Genomic DNA, 17,046 nt, shown 5'->3' on the forward strand with positions numbered 1-17,046 from the left:
TCCGCTTTTTCATGGCGACTTGCCTAGAAATATGCCCGTCCGGGAAAAAGCGGGCGAGCCCATTCAGTCGGCACGCGCACGTTTGTTTTCCCTCTTTCGCATCCGCTTTTTTCCCTCGCGACATAAATGAAGAAGCGGGCATACCGGGCATTGCGGCGCCTGCGCCTTGCAATGGTAGCGGCCGAAAAAAATCATCCGGTGGTGGGTGATCGACCATTCTTCCTTTGGAATGGTTTTCATCAACGTTTGTTCCACTTCCAGAACTGACGCGTCCCAACGGCAAAAGCCGAGCCGCTTGCTGACCCGCTCGACATGCGTATCAACGGCGATGGCCGGCACGCCAAATGCCACGGAGACGACGACGTTGGCCGTCTTCCTTCCGACGCCCGGCAGCTTCATCAATTCATCGCGGTCGCGCGGCACCTCACCGTTGTACTCCTCAATCAGCATCGCGCACAACTTTTGAATATTTTTCGCTTTGTTCCGGTATAATCCGATCGATCGGATGTCTTGCTCCAGCTCTTCAAGCGGCACCGCGATGTAATCGTGCGGCGTTCGGTATTTTTCAAACAAATGTTTCGTCACCTTATTGACGAGCGCATCGGTGCATTGCGCTGACAAAACGACCGCGATCAACAGTTCGAACGGATTGCGGTGCACAAGTTCGCAATGGGCATTGGGAAACATGTCCGCCATCACGTCCAAACAGCAGCGGATTTGCTGCTTCGTCAGCATCCCTCTCTCCTCCTTTCGCGATGTTTGGCCATCCATACGAGCATTTCGCGATTTTGGCCAAACAAAAACGAGAGACTGCGCTCTCGTTTACGAGTCAAGCCAGTTGAAAAACGGAATCGTCTGCTTAAATTCTCCTGTCTCCTGTTTCGCCGGGCGGGCGAGCGGTTTCGGCTTGCGGAATTTTTTGCCGTAATCGTGCGCCTGCTCGATCGTGCGGATGCCGTTCTTTTTCCACTCAAACAAAATGCGGTCGATGTAGCGAAAGTTCAGTTTTCCCGACAGCACCGCCTCGCGCAGCGCAGCTTTAATGATGGCCGGTTCATGGCCGTCTTGGTCGATCCACATCGCGAGCGTTTCGCACTCAAACGGGGAGAGCGGGCGGCCAAATTCTTGCTCAAAAACCGTATATAGGCTTTCCTCCTCCTGCTGGCCGCCGCGCTCATCCTTGGCCGCTTCTGCATACAAATGGTGAACCAGCTGCTCCCAAAGCGGTTCGAGCGTATACTTTTCGCTGCGGATGCCGCGTTCGTCCGTATGCTCCTCAATGGCCACCATCCCCTTTCGCAAAAGGCGGCGCATCATTTCCATGCACTCCGCCGCCGGGACCGTCATTCTCTCGGCTAGCTCCGCCGGCGTCGGAAAGGTGATCCCTTGCTCAAAAAACGACTGCATATGCAAAAGTAGCACGAGTTCCGCCTCGCTCAAGCCAAGCTGTTTATAATGGTTCAATAACAGCTTTGGAACGGTGACGCTTCCTTGCGCCAACCATTCGGCCACCTTTTTCTTTTCCATGCCGATGCACCTCAACTATAGTATAACATGCCGGCGGCAAAAAAACCCCCTTTTTGCAGGGGGGTTACGGATACAAACGGTTGAGAAGGCGCGGGAATGGGATCGTTTCACGCACATGCTCGACGCCGCAAATCCAAGCGACCGTGCGCTCAAGGCCGAGCCCGAACCCAGAGTGCGGCACCGATCCGTATTTGCGCAAATCCAAATACCATTCATACGCCTCAAGCGGCAAATGGTGTTCCTCAAGGCGTTGCTTTAACAAGTCATAATCATGGATACGCTCCGAGCCGCCGATAATTTCCCCGTACCCTTCCGGGGCAATGAGGTCGGCGCACAACACAACGTCCGGCCGCTTCGGATCCGGCTGCATATAAAACGGCTTTAATGACGTCGGGTAATGAGTGATAAAGACCGGCTTCTCGAAACTTTCCGCAATGGCCGTCTCATGCGGCGCGCCGAAGTCGTCGCCCCACTCGATGTCGGTGAACCCTTTGTCGTGCAAAAGCTTGATCGCTTCGTCATACGTCAGGCGCGGAAACGGCGGCGTGACCAACTCAAGTTTGGACACATCGCGCTCAAGCCGCCCAAGCTCGAGCCGGCAGCGGCTGAGCACCGACTGCACAAGATAGGAGACGTACTCTTCCTGCAGCCGCAAGTTGTCTTCAAACTCGTAAAACGCCATTTCCGGCTCGACCATCCAAAATTCGATCAAATGGCGGCGCGTTTTCGACTTTTCAGCGCGAAACGTCGGGCCGAATGAAAATACTTTGCCGAGCGCCATCGCCGCTGCCTCCATATACAGCTGGCCGCTTTGCGACAAATACGCGTCTTCATCGAAATATTTCGTGTGGAACAGCTCGGTCGTTCCTTCCGGCGCGCTGCCGGTCAAAATCGGCGCATCGACTTTGACGAACCCGCGGTCGTTGAAAAACTCGTACGTTGCCCGAATGACCTCGTTGCGGATTTTCATAATGGCATGCTGACGCCGCGACCGAAGCCATAAATGGCGATGGTCCATCAAAAATTCGACGCCGTGCTCCTTTGGCGTAATCGGGTAATCGACCGCTTCATCGATGACTTGCAAGTCCGTAACCGACAGTTCGTAGCCGAACGGCGAGCGCTCGTCAATGCGCACTGTTCCGGTCACATACAGCGATGTTTCTTGCGTCAACGTTTTCGCGCGTTGGAATACTTCCTCTGAGACGTTCGCCTTTTCGACGACGCCTTGAATGAAGCCCGTCCCGTCGCGCAGCTGCAAAAAGGCGATTTTTCCGCTCGAGCGCTTATTGGCCAGCCAGGCGCCGATCGTGACTTGCCGGCCGACATATTGGTTTACTTCCGCAATCGTCGTTCTCACGTACTTATTCCCTCCAATGATTGACACGTCCATCATTCGCTATTATACCGTTGCGCCAACACGGCAGCAACGGCCAGGGCGGGGCGGCGAAATGCCGCGCTTTGTACTGCACCGGCCGTTGCCGCCTGACAGCATATCCACCCTGCCCCGCGTGGATTTGGTTACGCGCGCGCTTCCATGAATCGGCGGATGCGTTCCACCGCCGTTTCCAGCGCCTCAAGCGAAGTCGCATACGACAGGCGGACATTGTCCGGCGCTCCAAACCCGGAGCCGGGCACGAGGGCGACTTTCGCCTCTTCGAGCAAGACGGCGACGAACTCGTCGACCGTGCGGCAGCCCGCCATCTCCGCCGCTTTGCGGGCGTTCGGGAACAAGTAAAACGCCCCTTGCGGCTTGACGCATGTAAACCCTGGAATTTGCACAAGCTTGTCGTAAATGATATGGAGCCGCTCTTCAAACGCCCGGCGCATTTCTTCCACCGGATCCTGCGGGCCGCTGTACGCGGCGATGGCCGCGTATTGGGCGATTGACGTCGGGTTGGATGTACTGTGGCTCGCCAAGTCGGTCATCGCTTTGATGATTTCTTTTGGACCTGCCGCATACCCGATGCGCCATCCCGTCATCGAATGCGACTTCGACACCCCGTTGATGATGACGGTCTGCGCTTTCAGCTCCGGCGCCAGCTCAGCGATCGAGACATGCTTCGCTCCGCCGTAAATCAGCTTTTCATAAATTTCGTCGGAGACGATCAAGAGGCCGTATTCTAAGCAAATGTCACCGAGCGCCTTCAGTTCTTCGGCCGTGTAAATCATGCCGGTCGGGTTGCTCGGCGAGTTGATGATGACCGCCTTCGTCCGCGGCGTGATCGCCTGCTTCAGCTGCTCTGGCGTAATTTTGAAATCGTGTTGTTCCAGCCCTTCCACATAAACGGGAACGCCGCCGGCGAGCTTCACTTGTTCCGGGTAGCTGACCCAATACGGCGTCGGGATGATGACCTCATCGCCCTCGTCGAGCAGCACTTGAAAGAGGGTGTAAAGGGCGTGCTTCGCCCCGACGCATACAATCACTTCCGCCGGCTCATACTCAAGCCCTTGATCGCGGGCAAACTTTTTGATGATTTCCGCCTTCAGCGCCGGCAGCCCGCCCGAGGGCGTATATTTCGTATGCCCTTCGTTCATCGCTCTTACCGCTGCATCGAGAATGTGCCGCGGCGTATTGAAATCCGGCTCTCCGGCCCCGAGGCCGATCACGTCGTATCCAGCCGCTTTCAATTCTTTCGCTTTCGCCGTAATGGCCAATGTCGCCGATGGCGTCAGCGACGCCACCCGTTTTGCCAGTTTCATCGCTTCTTCCCCCTCATGTCCTCATCGTTGAAAACTGTACCTCTTCAAGAACGCGCCATCGGTGAAATGAAGGTAATAAAACGAATACCTTCCTTCCGAATCGATATATGTCAACTCCCAAAGAGGCACGCCTTTTTCCATGCCGAGCGTCGCGTCAATGATCTGCTGCGGGCGGCGGTCGCGCTCTAAAATGGCGCGCGCTTTTGCTTCGCTGATGCCGCTGTCCGCCCGCTTGACGACGACATTTCCTCCTTTTTCCGGCACCCAAACGACGACGTCCGTTTTTTCTTGCTTCGTCCGGCCGATGAATACAGTGTACGCTTCATCCCCATAATATGTATAGACTTTCTTGACGTCAATCAATCCGACTGCCTCCCTCGCCCGCGCAAGCGCGTGTTCCGCCATGGACCGTTTGGGCGCCATCGCCTCTCCATAAATCGACCATGCCTGCCAAATGAGGAAACCAAAAAAAAGGAGAGCCAACCATCCCCATTTTTTCATCGCGATCACGTCCGGTAAATCGTGAAGACGGCCTGTCGTTTGTCGTTCTCATCCAAAGCAAGGCCAAACATTAAATTGTTGCGCTTCAGCGTCCGGTTCAAGCAGTCGACAATTTTGTACAAATCGTCGGAATGCTGGACTTTGACGGTGGCGAGCACTTCAATTTTGCTTTCCATTTTCGTCGCTTCCTCCTGTGCGGCGCAAATTTTGTTACTTATACAGGCCGGCGGCTCCGGCAACAATACAAATACAGCAGATCTGCAGCCAGGCAGCGAAAGCCGCAGGCTGCCAGCATCGCAGTTGTGCTTCTTCCCTATTATAGCAGGTTTGTCCGACCATTTCATAACAAATTTGCCCGCCTACACCGCCAACGCAAATTTGCTTCCTTCCGCCCCGCTCGATGCGGGGAATTTTTTTGCTGCCTGCCATCTTTAGATTGCACCGTTTCCCCTCTCTTTATGAGAAGGAAGCGACGACATGCCCTAAACGCCATTGGGCCGGCGGCCTTGCCAAAGCCAGGCGTCCGCCGCATCGAGCAGCTCCAAAAGTCCACCCTCATGCACAGGAAGCGGCGGCAGCGACGCGAGAAAGTCCGCTCGGTACGGAGCGTTCGTCAACCGGCGGTCAAGGACGAACACCACTCCCTTGTCGCGCTCGGTGCGGATGAGACGGCCGACGCCTTGCTTCAATCGGAGGACGGCCTCGGGAAGCGACAGCTCATAAAACGGATCGCCTCCCCGTGCACGAATGCGTTCGCTTTTCGCTTCCATCACCGGATCGTCCGGAGGAGCAAACGGCAAACGCGCGATGATGAGCGCATCAAGCGCATCCCCCGGCAAATCGACCCCCTCCCAAAAACCGCTCGTCCCAAACAGCACAGCGCGCTCAAACTGCAAAAACGTCCGGATGAGCTTGGCCGGACTGCCGCTTTGCACCCCTTGAGCGATCAAGACAAATGGTTCGTCCGCCTCGTCGTTTTTTAACGCCTCGACGGTCATTTTCAACAATTCGTACGATGGAAACAGCACAAGCAGCCGCCGGCCGACGCGCCGGGCGACTGCTGTGATGGCCGCCGCTGCCGCCTCGGCATACGTCTCGACCGAAACAGCGGAAGCGAGCGGCATGTCCGCCGGCACAAAGAGCGCAGCCTGTTCCTCGTAGCGAAACGGCGCCGGAAACGAGCGGCACAGCGGATAAAACTCGTCCAACCCGAGGCGCCTCGTCATATACGCGAAACGCCCGCGAACCGTAAGCGTTGCGGAAGTCAAAATGACGCTCCGCTTTTTCATAAACAGCCGGTCCGCAAAAAAATCGGCGAGGTCGACCGGCTGGGAATAAAGGCGGACGGCGTTCGCCGCCCCTTTCTCATCCGCTTCGATCCAGCGGACGGCGCTGGGATCCGTTTCCGTCAACAGCCGGACAAGCGTTGCCAGCTGTCGCTCCAACGCCGCCAAATCCGCTGCCAGCGAAGCAGGCAGCGGAGAACCATCCGCGGCGGGCGCTGACACAAGCGGCATCGCGGCACCGCATAGCGCCGCTGCCGAGTCGCGCAGACGCCAGCATAACTCCGTCGCTGCCTGCCACGTCCGGCCGCCCTCGTCAGCCGGGGAAAAACGGCAGCGGCAACGGCCGGCCCGCGCCGGCTTTTTCGCAAGCGCATAGCGGCGCAGCAAACGGAACAGCTCGTCCCCTTCAAATTGCAGCTCTTCCAAACGCCGTTGGCAGCGGGCGATCGCGTCTTCCGCTTCACCGTGCTCCGCTTCCGGCCATTTTCCAAGCGTTTGCGCTATTTTGGCCGTCAGCAGACGAAAAGACACGTAGTCAATCCGTTCGCCAAACGAATGGGCGGCAGCGTCCTCGAGCCGATGGGCCTCATCAATGACAAGATGGCGAAACGGCGGCAAAAGCGGCGAAGAAGCTGTCAAATCATGAAGCAAAAACGCGTGGTTCGTAATGACAATATTCGCCCGCTCGGCGCGTTGTTTCGCTTGGGCGAAAAAATGATGCCTCCCGCCGTCTTCCCCCTCGCCAATGGCCAGCTCTGACAACAAAAGACGGGCGCCGGACGACACATTCAATTCGTCCAAATCGCCGCTGTCTGTCTCAAGCAGCCAGACGAGCAGCTGGCACTTCAACAGCGCCGCATCATACGTATCGCACGGTTCAGACAAAAACGAAACGAACTTGTCGAGGGAAAGGTAGTTTTGCTTCCCTTTCAAGACGGCGACCCGAAGCGGAAACGGCACGACTTGCCGCAGCACGGGCAAATCGCGGCGGATGAGCTGCTCTTGCAGCTGAAGCGTATGCGTGCTTACCACGACCCGCTCCTGGCGCTCACCGGCAAAAAAGGCGGCGGGAATCAAGTAGGCGAGCGATTTGCCGAGCCCGGTTCCCGCCTCAATGAGCGCATGCTGAGACGTCGACAGCGCCTCATAGACAAGCCGCATCATCTCCCACTGCCCTTCACGTCGTTTGTAGCCAGGAAGCGGAAGGGGCGGCGCCTGTTCATAAAAAGCAGCAAACGAGGCGGAAAGGGAATGCCGTCTGCCGTCATCCGGCTTTGGCGCCGGTTTTTTCAGCGCAATGCCGCGGTATACCGCGACCGTGTCATCCACTGGCGCTTCTTTTCGTTTTTCCGCAATGACGGCGTCCAAGAGCGAATAAATGTCGCTTTTCAAATGGCGGGCGAGGCGGCGCAGCTGTTCAAGCGTCAACAAGGGCAGGCGGTGCAGCCGTCCGAGCAGGGCAATGAACAGTTTGGCGGTCACTTCCGCATCGCTGTCCGCCTGGTGCGGGCGATCATGGCGAAGGCCGAGCTGTTTCGCCAAATCGCCAAGCTTGTAGCTTTCCGCCGACGGCAGCACGATGCGCGCAAGTTCCACCGTATCGATCGTCGGACCGGCAAACGGCGGACGCCCGGCCCGCTCGAGCTCCGCCTGCAAAAACGGCAAATCAAAATCGACGTTATGCGCGACGAAATACGCCCCCTTCATCATGGCGGCAATCTCGCCCGCTTTATCGGCAAACAGCGGCGCCTCTTCAACGGTCTGCTCGTCAATATTGGTCAGCTGTTGGATGAACGGCGGGATCGGCTGTTCAGGGTTGAAAAAGCTGGCAAACCGCGCCACGATCGAGCGGCCTTCCACCACCGCCATGCCGAGCTGGATGATCCGGTCGCCCTTTTTCGGCCCGTTTCCGGTTGTCTCCAAATCAATAATGACAAAGCGCATTGCCATAAACGATCACCTCAAAACGAAAAGGGGCGGAAAGCCCCTTTTTGACCACATTATAAAATCGTATGTGCCGGCTCTTCGGCGATAAGCTGCGCGATCCGGTTGTGTTCGTCCATAATGGCGATTTTCGGACGATGCGCGGCGACTTTTTCTTCCGGAACGAGCGCATACGAAATTACGATGATGATATCCCCTTTTTGCACGAGGCGGGCGGCCGCGCCGTTTAGGCAAAAGACGCCGCTGCCGCGCTCCCCGGGGATGATATACGTTTCAAAGCGGGCTCCATTATTATTGTTGACCACCTGCACTTTTTCATTAGCCACCATGCCGACGGCGTCCAAAATATCTTCATCGATGGTAATGCTGCCGACGTAATCCAGGTTCGCTTCCGTCACACGGGCGCGATGAATTTTGGCGTTCATGAGCGTACGAAACATGGACGATCCCCCCTTTACTCCCCTCGCCTGTCCGCTGCAGGCAACTCGACCATGATGTTATCGATCAAGCGGGCGCCTGCAAACCGGACGGCAACCGCAATGAGCACCGTTCCGGCGAGCGCCGAAAGCGGCGTTAAATCGGGATATGAGCATACTTCAACATAATCGATTTCCGCATGCGTATGCGCCTCAATATGCTCCCGCACGAGGCGGCGGATGGCTTCCGCGTTCCGCTCCCCGCGGTCAACAGCCGCTGCTGCGGCCTTAAGCGCCTCGTAGAGCGCCGGCGCTTCCTTTCGCTCCTGCGGCGATAAATAAACGTTGCGCGAGCTTTTCGCCAGCCCGTCGGTCTCGCGCACCGTCGGCACCGGCACGAGCTCGATCGGAAAATTAAAGTCGCGGATTAAGCCGGCGACAACGGCCACCTGCTGGGCGTCTTTCATCCCGAAATAGGCGCGGTCCGGCATGACGATATTGAACAGCTTAATGAGCACGGTCGCCACGCCGTCGAAATGACCGGGCCGCGACCGCCCACACAACACATCGGTGCGCGCCTTGACGACCGCTTGCACCGAGAGCGGCGCCGGATACATTTCGTCCGCCTCCGGGTGAAACAATACGTCCACGCCATGCTGGCCGGCGATGCGCCGGTCACGCTCAAAATCGCGCGGGTAGCGGGCAAAATCTTCGTTCGGTCCAAACTGAAGCGGGTTGACAAAAATGCTGAGCACAACGATATCGTTCTCTTCGCGCGCCCGGTCGATGAGCGCGGCGTGCCCATCGTGCAAATAGCCCATCGTCGGGACGAACCCAATCGTTTTTCCTTCGCGGCGATATTGGCGCATCAACGCCTGCATTGTCGCAATGCGGTCGACAACGATCATCATTGCTTTCCTCCGTATAACGCCACCCATTCTTCTTCCTTCATGGTAAACGCGTGCGCCGGCTCTGGAAACTGTCGCAGTTTGACATCGGCGACATAGTTGGCCAATGCCTGGACGACGGCATCTTGAATGACGGCGTATTGTTTGACAAACTTCGGCACACGGTCAACACCGTAGCCGAGCACATCATGATACACGAGCACTTGGCCGTCCACCTCGGCCCCGGCGCCGATGCCGATGACAGGAATATGAAGCTCCCGGGCAATGGCGGCGCCAAGCTGCCTTGGCACGCATTCGAGCACCAAGGCGATCGCGCCCGCTTGTTCGCACTGTTTCGCATCATCCATAAGCTTTTTGGCGCTTTCCGCATCTTTGCCTTGCACTTTGTAGCCGCCGAGGACGCCGACCGACTGCGGTGTCAGCCCGAGGTGGGCGACGACCGGCACGCCGGCTTTCGTCAGCGCGGCGATGACGCCGGTAACTTCATCGGCTCCTTCCACTTTGACGGCGTTCGCCCCCGATTGCTGCATGATGCGCCGGGCGTTTTGCAACGCTTCCTCTTTCGACGCATGGTAGGACATAAACGGCATGTCCGTGACGACAAACGTGTTGGGCGCGCCCCGCCGCACCGCCTTCGTATGATGAATCATGTCCTCAACCGTCACCGGAATCGTCGAGTCATAGCCAAGCACGACCATGCCGAGCGAGTCGCCGACCAAAATCATGTCCACCCCGGCTTGCTCCGCGAGCTTGGCCGATGGAAAATCATAGGCGGTCACCATGACGATGGGCTCGCCTGTCTGTTTCATGCGAAAAAAATCCGTTTTCGTCTTCACATTGACTCCCTCCCCTTTTGTTGCAGAGGAGGTGACGCGACCGAAACAAAACGTCCTTCTTTCCCGCCTTGAGAAAGAAGGACGCCATAAACCGCCGTCGGTTTCGTTCACCCCTCTGTCCCAGTCCTTCGAGTAAGGATCAAGGCAGATCGTCTCAACCATTTATTCATGTTGCCAGCCTCGGTGCAGCTCTTTCTTGACAAAGATACTGCCCTTTCCTCGCCTTGTATTTTAACAAAATTGTCACATTTTTTCTAGTGGCAATTTACAACTGAATATCGGCTGAGTGAATATAATGGGTGTTTTGCTCCTCATCTTCGAGAATGAGCAGCCCGTCTTCGGTGATGCCGCGGGCGATGCCGCGAATCGTGCCGCCCAGCGTTCTTGCCGTCACCGGCTTGCCGATCGAAACCGCATACCCTTCCCAAAGAAGCTTGATGGAGCGGAAGCCGTGCGCCAAATATTGCTTATACAGCCGCTCGATGCGGAGCAAAATTTCTTGAATGAGCGGCGCACGCTTGATGCGTTCGCCTTTTTCAATGGCAAGCGACGTGGCGATGGCGCGAATGTCCTCGGGAAATTGTTCCGCTGTTTGATTGACGTTAATGCCGATGCCGACGATGACCGAGTGGACGCGGTCGGGATCGGCCTGCAGCTCGGTTAAAATGCCGACGCCTTTTTTGCCGTGAAGCAAAATGTCGTTCGGCCATTTAATATCCGGGACAAGCCCGGTCACTTCTTGAATGGCTTGGCTAATGGCCACCGCCACAAGCAGCGTCAATTGCGGCGCCCGCTGCGGGGGGATGGGCGGGCGCAAAATAAGGCTCATCCAAATGCCGGTTCCTTTCGGAGAAAACCATTTCCGATCGAGGCGCCCGCGGCCGGCTTTTTGCTCTTCCGCGACGACCAGCGTCCCCTCCGGCGCCCCTTCGTACGCCAGCTTGGCGGCGATGCGCTGCGTGGAATCGACTTCCTCGAAAAAATGGATCGTATGGCCGAGCGTTTCCGTTTTCAGGCCGAGCTGGATTTCATTCGCCGTCACCTTATCCGGCGTGCTTACGATCCGATAGCCAAGGCGGCGCACCGCTTCGAGTTCAAAGCCTTCTTTGCGCAGCTCCTCGATGTGTTTCCATACGGCCGCCCGCGAACAGCCGAGCCGTTCGCTGATTTTTTGTCCCGACAAAAACTCGCCGTTCGCTTCTGCAAACAGCTCTAACAGTTTTTTTCGCGTGTCCGATTGCGCTCCATGAGCCATGCGTAAATCCGCTCCTTCTCGTTCTCGACTTCTCCGTTGACGACCGCCCGCCATATGGCGTCCAGCGCCTCTTTCACCCACGGGCCGGCCGGTTTCCCGACCCACTCGATCACGTCTTTTCCGTTGACCGCCAGCTCCCCTTTCGTTTTGATCGGCAAGGAGGCAAAGCGGCGGCGCAGTTTCTCATGCCATGGCCCAGGCGGCGCGCCGGTGAAGGCGGCGCGCACTGTTTCCACCGAGAGCGCCCGCTCAAGGCCGGCGGAAAACAGCTGTTCGTTCGTCCATGCTTCCGGCCGTGGAATGTCAGCCAACGCCGTCAAAATGGCGCCCGCTTCGTCGACCACTTTGTTCGAGAGCTTCCACGCGCGCAAAAACGGCCGGCTTTCCTGCACACCAAGCGCATGGCACAAAAGCGCCCACCGTTCTTCGCGCGCGGCAAGCCATGGCCAACGATAAGCCGCCGCCAGACGCAGTTGCTTCTCTTTCCCTGCCAAACCAGGCAAGTAAGCGTTCAATCCGGTTTCGGCCAACAGCGGCAGCGCCCTGGCGGCAAACGGACCGCCGAGCAGCTTTTCCATCTCCATCGTCATCCGCTCGACTGAAATGTGGGCCAAAAGCGGAGCGTTTTGGACGATCGCCTGTTCCGTATCCGGCGCAAGCGCAAATCCGAGCTGGCTGACAAAGCGAACGGCCCGCATCATGCGAAGCGCATCTTCACGAAACCGCTTTTCCGCCTCTCCGACGGTGCGAATGATTCGCCGGCGAATCGCCTCTCGCCCTCCAAACGGATCAATGATAGCCCCATATTCGTCCATGGCGATGGCATTCATCGTAAAATCGCGCCGTTTTAAGTCTTCCTCAAGCGAGCGGACAAACGTCACCGACTCCGGACGGCGGTAGTCCTCATAGTCGCCGTCCGTGCGAAATGTTGTCACTTCATACGCTTTTCCTTTATGGACAACGACGACCGTGCCGTGTTTCGAGCCGACATCGATCGTCTTTGGAAAAATCGCCATAACGTCTTCCGGCAAGGCGCTTGTCGCAATATCCACATCGCCGATCGGGCGTCCAAGCAGCAAATCACGCACCGCTCCGCCGACGAAATAGGCGTCATCGCCATGCTGTTTCAGCTGTTGAATGATGCCGAGCGCCTCTTGAAACGGCGGTTTCATCATTTCACCTTCCTTGCGGCGAGCGAAATGTACAGCTGTTCATATTGCCCGACGATGTCGGACGAACGAAACTTTTGCTCGACCGTTTGCACGGCCTGGCGCGCCATCTCTTGATGAAGGCGGCGGTCGGTTAGCAGCATAAGCGTCCGCCGAGCCGCTTCTTCAACATCGCCAAGCGGACATAAAAACCCGCTTTTTCCGTCTTCGATCACTTCCGGAATGCCGCCGATGGCGGTGCCGATGCACGGAACGCCGCACGCCATCGCTTCGAGCAGGACGAGCCCGAAGCTTTCTTTTTCCGACAAGAGCATCATCACATCGCTGATCGAGTACAGCTCTTCGAGTTTGTCCTGTTTCCCCAAAAATCGGACATCGCCGTTGAGCCCGAGCTCTTTGACAAGCCGGCAGACGACGGTCATTTCTGGGCCGTCGCCGACAAGCAAGAGCTTGGCCGGCATATGGCGGCGGACGATGGCAAACGCCCGCACGACATCGGGCACGCGCTTCACTTTCCGAAAGTTGGAGACATGGATCACGACCTTTTCCTGTTCACTGATGCCGTATTCCCGCCGCAAATGGCCGGCCTCCCGACGGCGGTACACGCGTTCGTCGACAAAGTTGTACACCGTATAGATCGGTTTTTGCACATCGAGCAGCTCGTACGTCTGCCGCATGAGGGCGTCAGACACCGCGGTGACGATATCGGACTGCTCAATGCCGAACTTGATCATGTCAGACAGCGACGGATCATAACCCAAGACGGTAATATCGGTGCCGTGCAGCGTCGTGACGATCGGCAGCTCGCCGACCATTTGTCGCGCCAGCACGGCGCAAACGGCGTGCGGGACGGCGTAATGGGCATGAAGCACATCGAGCCGTTCGCGCTTGGCCACCGCCGCGATTTTGTTGGCAAGGGCCAAATCGTACGGCGGATACTGAAAGACCGAATACTGATTGACGTTCACTTCATGGTAATAAATGTTTCCATATACTTTGTTCAACCGAAACGGCATGCTCGAGGAAATAAAATGGATCTCATGCCCTTTTTCGGCCAGCAGCTTGCCGAGCTCGGTGGCAACGACCCCTGAGCCTCCGACTGTCGGATAACAAACAATCCCGATTTTCAGCTTCATCGCGCCCCCTCGAATAAATCAAAAAGATGAATCGGCGTTTTGGACAAAAACCCTTCGGCATAGGCGGTGCCAATTTGCTGGCCAAACCAACGCTCGCGGCTTTCCACCGTCTCGATGTAGCCGTTTGTCAGCGGCGTGTCCACCGAACCGGGCCGCTTTTCAAATTGGCTTTCATACGCGCGCAGGCTCGCCAGCTTGTCGCCGACCGTCTCGCTAATATCGATCAGAAAATGCGGCCGTTCAAACGCATTGATCATGTAATAATACATAGCGCGGACGCGGTGGGCGTCGCCAAGCTCCCCAGCGCCGTAGCGGCGGATGCCGGCAGAAAAGACCGCCTCCTCGACAAGGCGGGCGCATTGCCCATGGTCGGGATGACGGTCGACCCAATACGGAGCAAAGACGACGCGCGGGCGGTAGCGGCGGATGACCGACACGATGCGGCGAATCGCCTCTTCCCCGATCAAAAGGCCGCGGTCCGGCAGCCCGAGGTTGAGGCGAAGCGCCACGCCAAGCCGCCGGGCCGCCTCGGCCGCCTCTTTCTGCCGCTCGTCGACCGTGCCGTTGGACGACAGCTCCGCCTTCGTCAAATCGCAAATGATCACCCGAAAACCGCGGCGCGTGTATTTGGCGATCGTTCCGCCCATGCCGATTTCAACATCATCCGGATGGGCGCCAAACGCCAATAAATCACACGTTTCCGTCATCGCTGTCACCTTTCTGTTTTCGATTCCTCCCCGCCTTTTGTTCGGCCGCGCACAATGCTGCGCCATGCCAAATCGCCGCGCTCCAACGCACGGATGAGCAGCTCGGCCGTACCGATGTTCGTCGCCAACGGCACGGCATAGACGTCGCAAAGGCGCATCAACGCGCTGATGTCCGGCTCGTGCGGCTGGGCGGTCAGCGGGTCGCGGAAAAAAATGACAAGGTCCATTTCATTGCGGGCGATCATCGCCCCAATTTCTTGGTCGCCCCCGTACGGTCCGGACTGGAAGCGGTGGACGGCAAGGCCGGTCGCCTCCTGAATGCGCAGCCCGGTCGTGCCGGTGGCATACAGTTCATGGTTGGCCAGCACGGGCGCATAGGCGGTCGCAAAGGCGACCATGTCCTCTTTTTTCTTGTCGTGGGCAATCAAGGCGATTTTCACGTTTCCCCCTCCCTCGTTTGCGCAAGCCGCGCTATTCTAAAATATGTTCAAGCCCATACACAAGCGTATGTAAATGCATGACCGTCTCGACGGCAAGCTTTACCCCGGACATAAATGAACTCCGATGAAACGAGTCATGGCGGATCGTCAACGTCTGACCGTCGCCGCCAAAAATGACTTCTTGATGGGCGACAAACCCCGGCAGGCGGACGCTGTGGATCGGAATGCCGTCGTACGCGGCTCCGCGCGCCCCTTCAAGCGTTTCTTTTTCGTCCGGATGACCTTGCTTTTTCGACGGACGGACCTCGGCGATGAGCTGCGCCGTTTTCAACGCCGTTCCGGACGGAGCATCCAGCTTTTGGTCATGGTGCAGCTCGATAATTTCTACATCCGTGAAATATTTGGCCGCCATGCGGGCGAATTTCATCATCAGCACCGCGCCGATGGCAAAGTTGGGCGCGATGATGGCGCCGATGTTGTTCGCCTCAGCGAGCTCGGTCAGCCGCTCGATCTCTTCCGGCGTGAATCCCGTCGTGCCGACAACCGGACGAACGCCGTAACGCAGCGCCAGCTCCGCATGCCGCTTTCCAACTTCCGGCGTCGTCAAATCGATGAGCACATCCGGCTTCACCTCGACAAAGCAACGGGCGGCATCGGTGTAAATGGGGGCATTGACGCCGGCAAACCCTTCGATGTCAGCCAAATTTTGGCCATCATAGCGGCGGTCAATGACCGCAGCCAGCTCGAAATGATCTGTTTTTTGCACGAGCGCCACCGCCGCGCGGCCCATGCGGCCGCGCGGCCCCGCGATGACGATGCGAATCGTCATGATTCTTCCTCCTTCCGCGTCCAGCGGTCGCGGTCGCGGGTGCGAAACTTGTCCATCACCCGATCGTGCGCCGCCTGCAAATCAATGCCGAGCGAATTGGCAAAACAAATGAGCACAAACAGCAAATCGCCCAGCTCTTCTTCCACCGTTTTTTCTTGTTCGGTCGCCTTTTTCGGTTTTTCCCCGTAGTAGTGGTTCACCTCTCGCGCCAGTTCGCCGAGCTCTTCGGTCAGCCGCGCCAGCATGGCGAGAGGGCTGAAATAGCCTTCCTTAAACTGGCTGATGTATTCGTCTACTTCACGCTGCATCTGTTTCATCGTTTTCTCCTGCATGGCCATCACCTCGCCTGTTTCCATGTTAACGAAAAGCAGCGCATTTGACAAATGTTTTCGCCTTGTGCCAAATCATCGCGCTTCCGCGCCATCATTGCCTGGGCGGACAAGTTCCTCTATAATGAAGACGCCGACTATTTTTGCGGACGGAGGGACGATATGGTTTTCGGCTTAAAGATCAAAAACAGTTTGTTTATTTTGCTCGGCGCTGCCATTTTTGCCTTTGGGCTCGTCCATTTCAACATGCAAAACAACTTGGCGGAAGGCGGCTTCACCGGCATTACGCTTCTTCTTTATTTTTTGTTTGGTTTTGATCCGGCCATCACCAACCTGGCGCTCAATATTCCGCTCTTTTTGATCGGTTGGAGGTTGCTCGGCCGCCAGACGTTTCTTTATACTGTCATCGGCACGGTCGCGGTTTCCATTTTTTTATCGATCTTCCAACGCTACATGATCCATATGCCGCTCCGTCACGACATGACGCTGGCAGCGCTGTTTGCCGGCGTGTTTATCGGCGTCGGCCTCGGCATTATTTTCCGCTACGGCGGCACAACCGGCGGCGTCGACATTATCGCCCGCCTCGTCCATAAATACAAAGGCATCAGCATGGGCAAAACGATGTTTGCCTTTGACGCCGCCGTCATCACGTTGTCGCTTCTTCTTTACCTGTCATACCGCGAGGCGATGTATACGTTGGTCGCCGTCTTTATCGCCGCCCGGGTCATTGATTTTCTGCAGGAAGGCGGCTATGCGGCAAAAGGGGCGACCATCATCTCAGAAAAAAGCGAAGAGATCGCCAACCGGATCTTGACAGAGATGGAGCGCGGCGTCACTGTGCTCAAAGGGCGCGGCTCGTATACGAAACGCGACCGTGACGTGCTGTATTGCGTCGTGGCCAAAAACGAATTGCCCCGCCTCAAAAGCGTCATTATGTCCGTCGATCCGCACGCCTTTGTCGCGGTCACCGATGTGCACGACGTGCTCGGCGAAGGGTTTACGCTCGATGAGCACAAGCGGCCGCTGGAGCAATAAGGACTAAGTCCCTGTCCTCAACATCTCG

At 57.1% G+C, this 17,046-nt stretch carries 18 protein-coding genes; 1 reads left to right on the forward strand and 17 read right to left on the reverse strand.

Going from position 1 to position 17,046, the window contains the following annotated elements; genetic code table 11:
- Positions 1–63 precede the first annotated feature (63 nt).
- From nth to ACR1UW_RS11905, 17 genes are all read right to left on the reverse strand, one after another.
- The gene (gene nth, locus ACR1UW_RS11825) at positions 64–735 is read right to left on the reverse strand and encodes an endonuclease III (protein WP_033010102.1); all 672 of its coding nucleotides are present in this window, start codon (positions 733–735) and stop codon (positions 64–66) included.
- Positions 736–822: 87 nt separating this feature from the next.
- Positions 823–1,527: a DnaD domain protein gene (locus ACR1UW_RS11830; RefSeq protein WP_498933474.1), complete on the reverse strand. Its 705-nt coding sequence runs from the start codon at positions 1,525–1,527 to the stop codon at positions 823–825.
- A gap of 64 nt (positions 1,528–1,591) precedes the next feature.
- Positions 1,592–2,884: an asparagine--tRNA ligase gene (gene asnS, locus ACR1UW_RS11835; RefSeq protein ID WP_033010100.1), complete on the reverse strand. Its 1,293-nt coding sequence runs from the start codon at positions 2,882–2,884 to the stop codon at positions 1,592–1,594.
- Between the two features lie 161 nt (positions 2,885–3,045).
- Positions 3,046–4,227 (reverse strand): pyridoxal phosphate-dependent aminotransferase, encoded by a 1,182-nt coding sequence (locus ACR1UW_RS11840; RefSeq protein ID WP_049624833.1) that lies wholly within the window; start codon positions 4,225–4,227, stop codon positions 3,046–3,048.
- A 21-nt stretch (positions 4,228–4,248) separates the two neighbouring features.
- Positions 4,249–4,728, reverse strand: a complete 480-nt coding sequence (locus tag ACR1UW_RS11845) for a cell wall elongation regulator TseB-like domain-containing protein (protein WP_033010097.1) — start codon at positions 4,726–4,728, stop codon at positions 4,249–4,251.
- A gap of 5 nt (positions 4,729–4,733) precedes the next feature.
- The gene (locus ACR1UW_RS11850) at positions 4,734–4,904 is read right to left on the reverse strand and encodes a YpmA family protein (protein ID WP_064502496.1); all 171 of its coding nucleotides are present in this window, start codon (positions 4,902–4,904) and stop codon (positions 4,734–4,736) included.
- A gap of 306 nt (positions 4,905–5,210) precedes the next feature.
- Entirely contained in the window at positions 5,211–7,964 is a 2,754-nt protein-coding gene (dinG, locus tag ACR1UW_RS11855; protein WP_050367444.1) for an ATP-dependent DNA helicase DinG, read from the reverse strand.
- A 50-nt stretch (positions 7,965–8,014) separates the two neighbouring features.
- Positions 8,015–8,398: an aspartate 1-decarboxylase gene (panD, locus tag ACR1UW_RS11860; protein ID WP_033010095.1), complete on the reverse strand. Its 384-nt coding sequence runs from the start codon at positions 8,396–8,398 to the stop codon at positions 8,015–8,017.
- Between the two features lie 14 nt (positions 8,399–8,412).
- Positions 8,413–9,282, reverse strand: a complete 870-nt coding sequence (gene panC, locus ACR1UW_RS11865) for a pantoate--beta-alanine ligase (RefSeq protein WP_033010093.1) — start codon at positions 9,280–9,282, stop codon at positions 8,413–8,415.
- A complete protein-coding gene (panB, locus tag ACR1UW_RS11870) occupies positions 9,282–10,118 on the reverse strand; it encodes a 3-methyl-2-oxobutanoate hydroxymethyltransferase (protein WP_033010092.1) in 837 nt (278 codons plus the stop codon). The genes panC and panB overlap by 1 nt, the downstream gene beginning before the upstream one ends.
- Positions 10,119–10,383: 265 nt before the next feature.
- A complete protein-coding gene (locus ACR1UW_RS11875) occupies positions 10,384–11,373 on the reverse strand; it encodes a bifunctional biotin--[acetyl-CoA-carboxylase] synthetase/biotin operon repressor (protein WP_044742801.1) in 990 nt (329 codons plus the stop codon).
- Complete coding sequence (locus tag ACR1UW_RS11880) at positions 11,331–12,545, reverse strand: CCA tRNA nucleotidyltransferase (RefSeq protein ID WP_498933479.1); 1,215 nt, start codon at positions 12,543–12,545, stop codon at positions 11,331–11,333. The genes ACR1UW_RS11875 and ACR1UW_RS11880 overlap by 43 nt, the downstream gene beginning before the upstream one ends.
- A complete protein-coding gene (bshA, locus tag ACR1UW_RS11885; RefSeq protein WP_063210376.1) occupies positions 12,545–13,678 on the reverse strand; it encodes an N-acetyl-alpha-D-glucosaminyl L-malate synthase BshA in 1,134 nt (377 codons plus the stop codon). The genes ACR1UW_RS11880 and bshA overlap by 1 nt, the downstream gene beginning before the upstream one ends.
- Positions 13,675–14,385 (reverse strand): bacillithiol biosynthesis deacetylase BshB1, encoded by a 711-nt coding sequence (bshB1, locus tag ACR1UW_RS11890; protein ID WP_063210378.1) that lies wholly within the window; start codon positions 14,383–14,385, stop codon positions 13,675–13,677. The genes bshA and bshB1 overlap by 4 nt, the downstream gene beginning before the upstream one ends.
- 5 nt (positions 14,386–14,390) lie before the next feature.
- On the reverse strand, positions 14,391–14,825 hold the full coding sequence (gene mgsA / locus ACR1UW_RS11895; protein WP_033014018.1) for a methylglyoxal synthase: 435 nt from the start codon (positions 14,823–14,825) through the stop codon (positions 14,391–14,393).
- Positions 14,826–14,856: 31 nt separating this feature from the next.
- Positions 14,857–15,654 (reverse strand): 4-hydroxy-tetrahydrodipicolinate reductase, encoded by a 798-nt coding sequence (gene dapB, locus ACR1UW_RS11900; RefSeq protein ID WP_049626441.1) that lies wholly within the window; start codon positions 15,652–15,654, stop codon positions 14,857–14,859.
- The gene (locus tag ACR1UW_RS11905) at positions 15,651–15,986 is read right to left on the reverse strand and encodes a nucleotide pyrophosphohydrolase (RefSeq protein WP_033010114.1); all 336 of its coding nucleotides are present in this window, start codon (positions 15,984–15,986) and stop codon (positions 15,651–15,653) included. The genes dapB and ACR1UW_RS11905 overlap by 4 nt, the downstream gene beginning before the upstream one ends.
- 159 nt (positions 15,987–16,145) lie before the next feature.
- Between ACR1UW_RS11905 and ACR1UW_RS11910 the strand changes: the two genes are divergently transcribed.
- Positions 16,146–17,018, forward strand: coding sequence for a YitT family protein (locus ACR1UW_RS11910; RefSeq protein ID WP_033014057.1), 873 nt, complete (start codon positions 16,146–16,148; stop codon positions 17,016–17,018).
- The last annotated feature ends 28 nt before the right edge of the window (positions 17,019–17,046 follow it).

The sequence above is a fragment of the Geobacillus lituanicus genome (genome assembly GCF_050994965.1).
In the GTDB taxonomy this organism is placed as follows: Bacteria; Bacillota; Bacilli; order Bacillales; family Anoxybacillaceae; genus Geobacillus; species Geobacillus stearothermophilus.